General features: G+C 32.3%; 13 protein-coding genes and 1 tRNA gene. 13 read left to right on the forward strand and 1 reads right to left on the reverse strand.

What is annotated here, in order from left to right:
* Positions 1 to 3: 3 nt before the first annotated feature.
* Positions 4 to 78: transfer RNA gene (locus tag ACVC2P_RS07385), tRNA-Pro, on the reverse strand.
* A 123-nt stretch (positions 79 to 201) separates the two neighbouring features.
* On the opposite strand from ACVC2P_RS07385, the gene ACVC2P_RS07390 reads away from it, so the two are divergent.
* The 13 genes from ACVC2P_RS07390 to dapB all read left to right on the forward strand — a co-directional run bounded on the left by ACVC2P_RS07390 (position 202) and on the right by dapB (position 11,376).
* Positions 202 to 1,311, forward strand: coding sequence for a PQQ-dependent sugar dehydrogenase (locus ACVC2P_RS07390; RefSeq protein WP_452597840.1), 1,110 nt, complete (start codon positions 202 to 204; stop codon positions 1,309 to 1,311).
* Positions 1,312 to 1,318: 7 nt separating this feature from the next.
* Entirely contained in the window at positions 1,319 to 1,738 is a 420-nt protein-coding gene (locus tag ACVC2P_RS07395) for a c-type cytochrome (protein ID WP_452597841.1), read from the forward strand.
* A gap of 72 nt (positions 1,739 to 1,810) precedes the next feature.
* Complete coding sequence (gene udk, locus ACVC2P_RS07400; RefSeq protein ID WP_452597842.1) at positions 1,811 to 2,419, forward strand: uridine kinase; 609 nt, start codon at positions 1,811 to 1,813, stop codon at positions 2,417 to 2,419.
* Positions 2,419 to 2,721, forward strand: a complete 303-nt coding sequence (locus tag ACVC2P_RS07405; RefSeq protein WP_452597843.1) for an FtsB family cell division protein — start codon at positions 2,419 to 2,421, stop codon at positions 2,719 to 2,721. Before udk ends, ACVC2P_RS07405 begins: the two co-directional genes overlap by 1 nt.
* A complete protein-coding gene (locus ACVC2P_RS07410) occupies positions 2,714 to 4,075 on the forward strand; it encodes a methylmalonyl-CoA mutase subunit beta (protein WP_452597844.1) in 1,362 nt (453 codons plus the stop codon). The genes ACVC2P_RS07405 and ACVC2P_RS07410 overlap by 8 nt, the downstream gene beginning before the upstream one ends.
* A gap of 23 nt (positions 4,076 to 4,098) precedes the next feature.
* Positions 4,099 to 4,812, forward strand: coding sequence for a hypothetical protein (locus ACVC2P_RS07415; protein ID WP_452597845.1), 714 nt, complete (start codon positions 4,099 to 4,101; stop codon positions 4,810 to 4,812).
* A gap of 5 nt (positions 4,813 to 4,817) precedes the next feature.
* Positions 4,818 to 5,465, forward strand: a complete 648-nt coding sequence (locus ACVC2P_RS07420) for a hypothetical protein (RefSeq protein WP_452597846.1) — start codon at positions 4,818 to 4,820, stop codon at positions 5,463 to 5,465.
* Positions 5,465 to 7,591, forward strand: coding sequence for a methylmalonyl-CoA mutase (gene scpA / locus ACVC2P_RS07425; protein ID WP_452597847.1), 2,127 nt, complete (start codon positions 5,465 to 5,467; stop codon positions 7,589 to 7,591). Before ACVC2P_RS07420 ends, scpA begins: the two co-directional genes overlap by 1 nt.
* 32 nt (positions 7,592 to 7,623) lie before the next feature.
* Entirely contained in the window at positions 7,624 to 8,181 is a 558-nt protein-coding gene (locus ACVC2P_RS07430) for a hypothetical protein (RefSeq protein WP_452597848.1), read from the forward strand.
* Positions 8,182 to 8,356: 175 nt separating this feature from the next.
* Positions 8,357 to 9,121, forward strand: coding sequence for a ParA family protein (locus ACVC2P_RS07435; RefSeq protein ID WP_452597849.1), 765 nt, complete (start codon positions 8,357 to 8,359; stop codon positions 9,119 to 9,121).
* 3 nt (positions 9,122 to 9,124) lie between these two features.
* The gene (locus tag ACVC2P_RS07440; protein WP_452597850.1) at positions 9,125 to 10,039 is read left to right on the forward strand and encodes a ParB/RepB/Spo0J family partition protein; all 915 of its coding nucleotides are present in this window, start codon (positions 9,125 to 9,127) and stop codon (positions 10,037 to 10,039) included.
* Complete coding sequence (locus ACVC2P_RS07445; RefSeq protein ID WP_452597852.1) at positions 10,029 to 10,631, forward strand: DUF5683 domain-containing protein; 603 nt, start codon at positions 10,029 to 10,031, stop codon at positions 10,629 to 10,631. The genes ACVC2P_RS07440 and ACVC2P_RS07445 overlap by 11 nt, the downstream gene beginning before the upstream one ends.
* Before the next feature lie 40 nt (positions 10,632 to 10,671).
* Positions 10,672 to 11,376 carry a 4-hydroxy-tetrahydrodipicolinate reductase gene (gene dapB, locus ACVC2P_RS07450; protein ID WP_452597851.1) on the forward strand — a complete coding sequence of 235 codons (705 nt, stop codon included), beginning with the start codon at positions 10,672 to 10,674 and terminating at the stop codon, positions 11,374 to 11,376.
* The last annotated feature ends 138 nt before the right edge of the window (positions 11,377 to 11,514 follow it).

An 11,514-nucleotide genomic window follows, 5' to 3' on the forward strand; every position in this document is an offset into this window, starting at 1 on the left:
TAGTCGGGGTGGCAGGATTCGAACCTGCGACCTCCGCGTCCCAAACGCGGCGCGATAACCGGGCTACGCTACACCCCGAGTAGGTTATCTTTTTCCAAAAGCCAAACTATGTTTTTTTGATTTTGGAAGTGCAAATATACACTATTATTTAAATTTGAAACTATTTTTTATTGTAAATTGTAAAAACTTTTTTTCTTACTTATGATCTCTAAAATCTCTACTTGCCTATTAATCCTTTCTCTAAGTTTTACAGGTTGTGCTCAAAATAAAAAAGAAGAAACTAAAACAAATAAAAAAGCAACCTACGAAGTTATTGTACCTCAACTTAATAACCCTTGGGGATTTACTTTTTTACCAGATCAATCTATATTAATTACAGAAAAAGAAGGCACACTTATTCACTTTAAGGATAACGTTAAGACTGAAATTTCGGGTTTACCAGAAATCTATGTTAGAGGTCAAGGAGGCTTTCTAGATGTAGCTTTACATCCAAATTATAAAAATAATGGCTGGATTTATTTTTCTTACGCTTCACCAAAAGGAGACCGTAGAGGCGGTAACACTGCTATAATGCGAGCCAAAATTAAAAATAATGCTTTAATAGATAAACAACTATTATATAAAGCAGAGCCAAACACCTCTAGAGGGCAGCATTTTGGGTCTAGAATTGTTTTTGACACTAATGGCTATTTATTCTTTACTATTGGAGAACGAGGTAATAGAGATGTTAATCCGCAAGACATTACCAAAGATGGAGGAAAAGTTTACCGCCTAAATGATGATGGTTCTATTCCTGAAGACAACCCTTTTGTAAAAGATATAAATGCAAAAAAGGCAATCTACTCTTATGGGCATAGAAATCCACAAGGTATGGAGTTACACCCAGTAACAAAAGCGATATGGACTCATGAACATGGCCCAAGAGGTGGTGATGAAATTAACATTATTAAACCAGGTTTAAATTATGGTTGGCCAGTAATTACCTATGGTAAAAACTATAGCGGTACTAAAATAACCGATATAACTAAAAAAGAAGGTATGGAGCAACCCCTACACTATTGGACTCCATCTATAGCACCTAGTGGTATGGCATTTATAGCATCAGATAAATATGGAGACTGGAAAGGAAACCTTTTAGTAGGCTCTTTAAAGTTTAACTATTTACAACATTGCTTTTTAAAGGATAATAAAGTTATAAAAGAAGAACGTTTATTAGAAAACATAGGTAGGGTACGTTCTGTAGAAGCTGGACCAGATGGTTATATTTATGTGGGAGTAGAAAATTTAGGAATTATAAAACTATTAAGATAAATAAATTATGAAATTAAGCGGTTTAATTACCATACTGTGTATAACGTTATTAACAGCCTGTAATTCAGAAAAAAAAGAGACAAACAACAACAAAAACACTCTTCAAACCTTCACTGCGGGGAAACAAGTTTATAATGATTTTTGTGTTACCTGCCACATGCCAAATGGTAAAGGTATAACTAATACATTCCCTCCTTTAGATAACTCAGATTATCTGAAAGAAAAACGTATAGCAAGTATTAAAGCTATTAAATATGGATTAAAAGGCACTATTACTGTTAACGGAGAAACATATAATGGCGTTATGACTAAACAAGGCTTAACAAACAAAGAAATAGCAGATGTAATGAACTACATAACAAATAGTTGGAGTAACGAAAACAAGTTATTAATTACAGAAGATGAAGTCTCTAAAATTTATCCGTAAATAAGTGTGACCTCATTTTAAACTTTTTCGATTACAAATTCCTAAATTTGTACCGTAAAAATAATATATAATATGCTAATAATAGGAATTGCAGGAGGAACAGGCTGCGGTAAAACAACAGTTGTAAATCAGATATTAAATGAGCTTCCTGAAGGAGAAGTTGGCATAATATCTCAAGATTCTTATTATCAAGATACCACTCATTTATCATTTGAAGAACGTAAAAAAATAAACTTCGATCACCCAAGATCAATAGATTTTAATTTGTTAAGCGAACATCTTAAAACTTTAAAAAGTGGGCAACCAATAAACCAACCTGTATATTCGTTTGTAAAACATAATAGAACTGGAGATACTATTACTACAAACCCAAGAAAAGTAATGATTGTTGAAGGTATTTTAATTCTTACCAATAAAGAGTTAAGAGATATGTTCGATATAAAAATATTTGTACATGCCGATAGCGATGAGCGTTTAATTAGGCGTTTAAAACGAGATATTGCAGAACGAGGTAGAGACATCAACGAAGTTTTAACACGTTATCAAAACACGTTAAAACCTATGCATCAACAATTTATTGAGCCTACAAAAGAATATGCCGACATTATTATACCTAACAATAAATACAATACTGTAGCGGTTAACATTGTACGTACCATTATAAATGAAAAACTTAATTAATGCCAAAGCTTCTTAAAAATAAATTCTTAATAATTACTATAATATTTGCCATTTGGATGATATTTATAGATGATAATTCTTTGTTACTTCATCGAGAATTAAATAAAGAGAAGGAAGCAAAGCTGAATGAAATTGAGCATTATAAAGAAGAATATAAAAAAGACAAAAAAGCCATAAAAGAGCTAAGCAAACAAGACGGATTGGAAAAATTTGCACGAGAAGAATATTATATGAAGCGTGATAATGAAGACATATATATAATAGAATACCAAGACAGTCTAAAAACCGAAAATAATGAGTAATAATTTATTTGATGGCTTTACACCAGTAAATGCAAAAGCTTGGAAGCAAAAAATACAAGCAGACTTAAAAGGAGCCGACTATAATGAGACTTTAATTTGGAATACAAATGAAGATATAAATGTTAAACCATTTTATCATAGTGACCATTTTAAAGAAAAAAAATTATACCACATACCTACTTCCAACTGGTTTGTAGGGCAATATATTTTTGTTACTACTGTAGAAATTGCTAATAAAAAAGCTATTAATGCTATACAACGAGGAGCAGAAAGCATTATCTTCATTATTTCCCAACCAACAACCTCTATAGAAGAACTTTTACAAAATATAGACCTCTCCTCTACCCCTATACATTTAAAACTCCAATTTTTAGACTCTAAATTTATTAATAATCTAAATGCACATCCTTATGCCTCAGCAATAACGGTACATACAGATATTATTGGCAATTTGGCTAAGTCTGGAAATTGGTATACAGACTTATCTAAAGATCATGAGCAATTAAATAACATTGTAACAACAAACACACAATTAAAAAGCACCCTAAGTGTAGATGTTAGTTTATATCAAAACGCAGGAGCAACAATAGTACAGCAATTAGCATACGCTACAGCTCATGCAAATGAGTACTTAAATCACTTCAATAATAATTTAAAACAAGACATTACCTTTAATGTTTCAGTAGGAACCAATTATTTTTTTGAAATAGCTAAATTGAGAGCCTTACGCCTATTATGGAGTACACTAGCAACAGAATACAATGTATCACAACATTGTAATATTGTTGCTTTTCCTACAAAACGTAATAAAACCATATACGACTACAATACTAATATGCTTCGTACTTCTACAGAATGTATGAGTGCTATTCTAGGAGGTGCAGATACCATATACAACTTACCTTACGATGCCTTATACCATAAAGACAATGAGTTTGGTGAGCGCATTTCTAGAAATCAATTATTAATTCTAAAAAAAGAAAGCTATTTCGGTGAAGTAACAAACGCTTCAGATGGTAGTTATTATATTGAAACTATTACCCAACAACTTGCTGAAAAAGCTTTAGACATTTTCAAATCTATTGAAAATGGAGGCGGTTTTTTACAGCAATTAAAAGAAGGTACTATTCAGAAAAAAATAAAAGCTTCAGCTGAAAAAGAACAAGAACAATTTAATACTGGAGAATTAGTTCTATTAGGAACAAACAAGCACCCAAATGAGAATGATAGAATGAAAGACAATCTAGAACTTTATCCTTTCTTAAAAACAAATGCCAGAAAAACACTAATAGAACCTATTTTACCAAAGCGTTTGGCTGAAACTTCAGAACAAAATCGATTAAAAACAGAATAACTAATTTTTTAAATATTAAAGCTATGAAAACAACCTTTTTTAAACTTTTTGCAATTATAATATTAATAACTTCTGTTAGCTGTAAAAAAGAAGCGCCTTTAGAATTTAAGCATGCAGATAAACCTAATGTTTTAGCTTGCGAATTTCCAAAAGGAGACCTATATAAAGAAGCTGTTTTTTCTTTTGAAGAAGATATTATAAACCTTTTTAAAGGAACAGGAACAAACTATACACCATCTAGATCCTACATAACATTTATTACAAATGCGATGAATGATAAAATAAAAGTAGAAGATATAGCGTCTAGACATAGTTACGATATTGCACAACTATTAAAAAATGACCCAGATATTTGGAATAAATCGGGTAAAACAACTACACTTGATTATTCTGCACCATTTATGGATTGCATTGCTAATAATATAAAAATAACAGATATTAAAACAACTTTTAATGCATTACTATCTACCAATAGCATGCGCCCTAAATTAATCTTAACACCATTAAGAGGAGTTGCTAGGCAAATACAAGGAGATGGAAGTTTAAAAACATTTGTAGCTTTCGAATATTTCTACTCTAAGCTTATGGACGTTAAGGATCCCTCTTTATTAAAAAACCCTACACCAATTGATAATACAATTAAAAAGACAAATCAAGATAACACCACAAAAGACAGACCGGTTATAGGAACAGATTCTAAACCATTAAAAGACCCTCATGCAGGACATAATCATTAATAATTTTGAAAAGATTATTTTTTAAATACTACCTAATTCTATCTACTTTTATAGTACTGAGTTCTTGTATACAGAATACAGCAAAAGAAATAAAAAACTGGATAGAAAACCAAGAGACTACAGGAAACATACCTGGTGAATACACTTTTTTATCAGAAGACGGTATTAAAGTGTATTTACCAAGTGTATTTAAAAAACACTCTTTATTAGACTACCAAAAGGAGCTGAAATTATTAGTTTCAGATGAAGCATACAAAGACGAGAGTAAGCGTTTAACATTGCTTAGAAAAATGAAAGGCCATTTTTATGTGTTTTACGATAAAGTAACAGGTTCTACTTACTCTATGAATACTATGCCCTATACTCCATTAACTAAAAGAGACGCGCAATATCTTTTAGGAATGATTAGAATAAATAATGAAACTTATGCTGAAAGCTCAGATTTAGAATTTACCAAAATAACAGCAAAATACGATGATAAATCTGGACCTCAAATATTTAAAGTTATACATCGTATAGATAATAAAAAAACAAATGCTACAACATATAACTCAACTTATATATTGTCGCATAACAAGAAAACGGTTTACATACAATTAGCTACAGGGTACGAAGTAAATTTTGATCCTTATCTAAAAAAAATGATACTGTAATGCAAAGAAAAAACATACAAAACATACAATTAAAGTCCTCGATTAACAAAGACAAGTTAGCCCCAGCTAAAATATTTAAAACGGCCGAAGACATTACAGTAAAATCTAAATACTCTAAAGAAGATATTACAGATTTAAAACACCTAGATTTTGTTGCCGGAATAGCACCTAACCTTAGAGGACCATACAGCACCATGTATGTTAGAAGACCTTGGACTATACGTCAATATGCAGGGTTTAGTACTGCCGAAGACAGTAATGCCTTTTATAGGCGTAACCTAGCCGCTGGGCAAAAAGGGCTCTCTGTAGCATTCGATTTAGCAACACACAGAGGTTACGACAGTGATCATGAACGTGTTGTAGGAGATGTTGGAAAAGCTGGTGTGGCTATAGATAGTGTTGAAGATATGAAAATATTATTCGACCAAATACCGCTAGATAAAATGTCGGTTTCTATGACTATGAATGGTGCCGTACTCCCTATCTTGGCATTCTACATTGTTGCCGCTGAAGAACAAGGCGTAAAACCAGAACAACTAGCTGGAACCATACAAAATGATATATTAAAAGAGTTTATGGTTAGAAACACATACATCTACCCACCAAAGCCTTCTATGAAAATCATTTCAGATATTTTTGAGTATACCAGTAATAATATGCCTAAATTTAATAGCATTAGTATTTCTGGATACCATATGCAAGAAGCAGGTGCTACTTGCGATATTGAATTAGCATATACCCTAGCAGATGGTTTAGAATACATTAGAAAAGGATTAGCCGCAGGTATGGATATAGATACCTTTGCACCACGTTTATCGTTTTTCTGGGCCATTGGAATGAATCATTTTATGGAAATCGCAAAAATGCGAGCTGCCAGAATGTTATGGGCTAAATTGGTAAAACAATTCAATCCAAAAAATCCAAAATCACTAGCCTTAAGAACACACTGTCAAACCAGTGGTTGGAGTTTAACAGAACAAGACCCATTTAATAATGTTGCTAGGACTACTATTGAAGCAGCAGCAGCAGCATTTGGAGGAACACAAAGTTTACATACCAATGCCTTAGATGAAGCCATTGCATTACCCACAGATTTCTCAGCTAGAATAGCACGTAATACTCAAATATTTTTACAAGAAGAAACGCATATTACCAAAACCGTAGACCCATGGGCCGGTAGTTACTATGTAGAATCTTTAACCAATGATATTGCCGAAAAAGCATGGGCTTTAATTGAAGAAGTTGAAGAACTTGGCGGTATGACGAAAGCTATTGAAGCTGGCATACCAAAACTACGTATAGAAGAAGCGGCAGCAAGAAAACAAGCAAGAATAGATTCTGGACAAGACGTTATTGTAGGTGTTAATAAATATGTTTTAGACGAAGAAGACCCTTTACATATTTTAGAAGTAGATAACCAAACGGTTAGAAACCAACAAATAGAACGCTTAAACAGTATAAGGAACAAACGAGACACTAAAAAAGTACAACAAGCACTCGATAATTTAACAGAAGCAGCAAAGACAGGTACAAATAATTTATTAGCTTTAGCAGTAATAGCCGCAAGAGAGCGTGCTAGTTTAGGAGAAATTAGTGATGCTTTAGAAGTAGAATTTGGACGTTATAAAGCACAAATCAAATCATTTTCTGGCGTGTATAGTAAAGAAATAAAAGACGATAAAAGCTTTAAAAAAGCACAAGAGTTAGCCAATACATTTGCAGAGCAAGATGGACGTAGACCACGTATTATGATTGCTAAAATGGGACAAGATGGTCATGACCGTGGCGCAAAAGTAGTCGCTACAGGTTATGCCGATGTTGGTTTCGATGTAGATATAGGCCCATTATTTCAAACCCCAGAAGAAGCAGCCAAACAAGCGGTAGAAAACGATGTACATATTTTAGGCGTTTCCTCTTTAGCAGCAGGACATAAAACCTTAGTACCACAAGTAATAGAAGCACTTAAAAATTACGGAAGAGAAGATATTATGGTTATTGTGGGTGGCGTAATACCAAAACAAGATTACCAATATTTATTTGATGCTGGTGCTGTTGCCGTTTTTGGTCCTGGAACTAAAATTAGTGACGCAGCTATTAAGATATTAGAGGTTTTAATTGACGAGTAATAAAAACGCTTTTTTAATAAACAATTCTATAAATGAAAAAACTATTATTCTTAACCTGTTTACTTTCTTCTCTATATTCTTTTTCGCAAAAAGAAGGACAAGATTTCTGCGAAGGAGATCGTCAAGAAAGTTATTTCCCACTTTTAAAAGGGACTAAATATATTATTTGGTATAACACTTATTACGCCGAAAAAAATATTGGGACTAAGAATATTGAAGGTGAAACGTATATAGAATATGAACAATTATGGGAAAAAGGTAGTAAAAGTACATTGTTTTTAAAAGAGACAAACAATGCGGTTTATCAGTTTGAAGACTGTTGTAATGACGACACTATTAGATTACCAAAAGAAATAGAAGTAGGCAAAAAATGGACTACAACAGATAACTTAGTAGAATATGAAATAGTATCATTAGATGGCACTTTAAAAACACCTGTATGCCATTACAAAAACCTACTTGTAATAAAATATACTTCTGGAAAAGAATATTTTAAATTTTATTACCTAAAAGGCTACGGCTACATAGGAGGAACAAAGGATGAAGCTCTTATTTCTTTTGCTATGCCAATTAAACCAGAAAGAAAGTAATTTTTCTTTTTCTTATAAAAAATAAAGTTATAATCCCTCTTTTTCAAAAGGGATTATAATACAATCTGCAAAAAACAATTCCTAATCCTTTTTACTTTAACCAACTGTTAACAACTTCCGTTTTCAAAACCCATAAATAATTGTATTTTTACACATATTAAAACCAAATCATTTAATGGGTAAAATCATTGCAATTGCCAATCAAAAAGGAGGAGTAGGTAAAACGACTACTTCAGTGAACTTAGCAGCTTCTTTAGGTGTTTTAGAAAAAAAAGTACTACTAATAGATGCAGATCCACAAGCCAATTCAACATCTGGTTTAGGTATAGATGTTGAAGCCGTAGAAGTAGGTTCATATCAACTATTAGAGCATACTATTTCTGCACGCGAAGCTGTAGTTACAACAAACACGCCAAATTTAGATGTTATACCCGCACATATAGACCTTGTTGCCATTGAAATAGAGTTGGTAGACAAAGATAGAAGGGAATATATGCTAAAGACTGCATTAGCAGATATAAAGGATGAATATGATTATATACTTATAGATTGCGCGCCATCATTAGGGCTATTAACGTTGAATGCTTTAACAGCTTCAGATGCTGTTATAATTCCTATTCAATGTGAATACTTTGCCTTAGAAGGCCTTGGTAAATTATTAAACACTATAAAAAGTGTTCAAAAAGTGCATAACCCAGAATTAGATATAGAAGGGTTATTACTTACTATGTACGATGCTCGTTTACGCTTATCAAATCAAGTTGTAGAAGAAGTACAAAAGCACTTTAACGATATGGTATTTAAAACCATTATACAACGTAATGTACGCTTAAGCGAAGCACCAAGTTATGGTGAAAGTATTATTAGTTACGATGCTTCTAGTAAAGGTGCAAGTAATTATTTAAGCTTAGCAAAAGAAATAATAAATAAAAACTCCTAAAAAATGGCGAAGGCTACAAAGAAACAGGCTTTAGGTAGAGGATTATCTGCATTATTAAAAGACCCAAGTAACGACATAAAATCTGTACAGGATAAAAATGCAGATAAAGTAATAGGGAACATTGTTGAGTTAGAATTAGACAGTATTGAAATGAATCCATTTCAACCACGTACTAATTTCAACGAAGAATCATTACGAGAATTAGCATCATCTATAAAAGAATTAGGTGTTATCCAACCTATTACAGTAAGAAAATTAGAATTTGACAAATACCAATTAGTCTCTGGAGAACGTCGTTTTCGAGCGTCTAAATCTATAGGTTTAAAAACGATTCCTGCATACATTCGTATAGCTAACGATCAAGAAAGTCTAGAGATGGCATTAGTTGAAAACATTCAACGCCAAGATTTAGACCCTATAGAAATAGCATTATCATACCAACGCTTAATAGACGAGATACAGCTAACTCAAGAACAAATGAGTGAACGTGTTGGTAAAAAACGATCTACTATTGCTAATTATCTTCGTCTCTTAAAACTAGATCCAATCATTCAAACAGGAATGAGAGATGGCTTTTTGTCTATGGGGCATGGTCGTGCTATGATAAATATTGAAGACCAAACAATTCAATTAGAAATATACGAAACTATCTTAGCTAAAAAACTATCGGTAAGAGATACTGAGGCTTTAGTTAAAAACTACAATGAAACTCAAGAAGTAAAAGTACCTGCTAAAAAAGCACCAACTACAGAATTGCCAAAATATGTTAAAAAAGGTATGACAGCATTTTCTGAATACTTTGGGCATAAAATAGACGTTAAAGCTTCTAGCAACGGGAAAGGGAAAATAATAATTCCGTTCCATTCTGAAGAAGATTTTAACCGAATTAAAAAATTAGTTGAAGGTGATTCTAAATAAAAATAGCATCTTATCTACAGTGTTTTTATGCTTTAGTGTTTTTGCTTTAGCTCAAAACGATAAAGATAAAACTGTAGAAAAAAAAGAAATCTCTACAACAGATGAAGTTACTGTAGTATTAGATAGTACACAATTACGTAAACCCATAGACCCTTTGTCGCCTTCTCGTGCCGCTTTTTATTCAGCAGTACTACCAGGGTTGGGGCAAGCCTACAATAAGAAATATTGGAAAATCCCTATTGTATACGCTGCATTAGGCACAGGTATCTATTTCTACACTAAAAATAATAAAGACTATAATCGTGTAAGAGATGCTTACAAAAGACGTTTAGCTGGTTTTCAAGATGATGAATTCCAAGGGCGTTTAACAGATGATGGTTTAAGAAATGCACAAAAAACATTACGTCGAAATAAAGAATTATCATTATTAATAACCGTAGGCTTATATGCTTTAAATATTATTGACGCTAATGTCGATGCTCATTTGCTTCAATATAATATTGATGATAATTTAACATTAAAGCCGCATTATATTATTAACGAACAAGATAATAAGGGCCGTGTTGGATTAACCTTAAATTTCGGATTTTAAAATTATAAATTCCTTTAAAAAAGGAAAAACACATTTTCTTATGAAAATAGCTTTACTAGGATATGGTAAAATGGGAAAAACCATTGAAACAATAGCTGTAAAAAGAGGACATACTATTGTTATTAAAGCGAATGCTGATACAATCTACGATATTACCCAAGCAGATATAGCTATCGATTTTAGTCTTCCAAAAGTTGCTTTTAATAATATTTCCAACTGTATTAATAATAACATTCCTGTTATTTCTGGAACTACGGGCTGGTTAGACGATTACAATAAAATAGAAGCACTTTGTAAAACAAAAAAAGGTGCTTTTATATATGCTTCAAATTTTAGTTTAGGAGTTACTATTTTTTTTGAACTCAATAAAACATTAGCAAAAATGATGTCTTCTCTAAAGGAGTATAATATAAGTATGGAAGAAATACACCATACTCAAAAGCTAGACGCACCAAGTGGTACCGCAATATCTTTAGCCAACGACATCATAGAGGTTAATGACCAATATAATACATGGGGATTAGACCAATCGGCTGTAAACAACTGTTTACCTATAAAGGCTAAACGAGTTGAAAATGTTCCTGGCACACATACAATTACTTATAAAAGTGAAGTAGATACTATAGATATTACCCATACCGCTCATAATAGAGAAGGTTTTGCTTTAGGAGCTGTAATAGCCGCAGAATGGCTACTTGGAAAAACCGGAGTATTTACAATGAAAGATGTGTTAAATATTGGTTAACTAAAAAATAAAATGTAACATTTGTATAGGATAGAAATACCTATAGCAATAATATAAAAAACAACAAATTATGTCTGGAAACGAATGGTTAATCTTTTTCTTAGTAATACAAGTTATACATGGCTTGGCAACCTGGAA

It is taken from the genome of Pontimicrobium sp. MEBiC01747 (assembly GCF_053601635.1).

Bases quoted from the DNA above. Each gene is read 5' to 3' on its own strand.
- ACVC2P_RS07390 (WP_452597840.1), top strand. From the start codon at position 202: ATGATCTCTAAAATCTCTACTTGCCTATTAATCCTTTCTCTAAGTTTT.
- ACVC2P_RS07395 (WP_452597841.1), top strand. From the start codon at position 1,319: ATGAAATTAAGCGGTTTAATTACCATACTGTGTATAACGTTATTAACA.
- udk (WP_452597842.1), top strand. From the start codon at position 1,811: ATGCTAATAATAGGAATTGCAGGAGGAACAGGCTGCGGTAAAACAACA.
- ACVC2P_RS07405 (WP_452597843.1), top strand. From the start codon at position 2,419: ATGCCAAAGCTTCTTAAAAATAAATTCTTAATAATTACTATAATATTT.
- ACVC2P_RS07410 (WP_452597844.1), top strand. From the start codon at position 2,714: ATGAGTAATAATTTATTTGATGGCTTTACACCAGTAAATGCAAAAGCT.
- ACVC2P_RS07415 (WP_452597845.1), top strand. From the start codon at position 4,099: ATGAAAACAACCTTTTTTAAACTTTTTGCAATTATAATATTAATAACT.
- scpA (WP_452597847.1), top strand. From the start codon at position 5,465: ATGCAAAGAAAAAACATACAAAACATACAATTAAAGTCCTCGATTAAC.
- ACVC2P_RS07430 (WP_452597848.1), top strand. From the start codon at position 7,624: ATGAAAAAACTATTATTCTTAACCTGTTTACTTTCTTCTCTATATTCT.
- ACVC2P_RS07435 (WP_452597849.1), top strand. From the start codon at position 8,357: ATGGGTAAAATCATTGCAATTGCCAATCAAAAAGGAGGAGTAGGTAAA.
- ACVC2P_RS07440 (WP_452597850.1), top strand. From the start codon at position 9,125: ATGGCGAAGGCTACAAAGAAACAGGCTTTAGGTAGAGGATTATCTGCA.
- dapB (WP_452597851.1), top strand. From the start codon at position 10,672: ATGAAAATAGCTTTACTAGGATATGGTAAAATGGGAAAAACCATTGAA.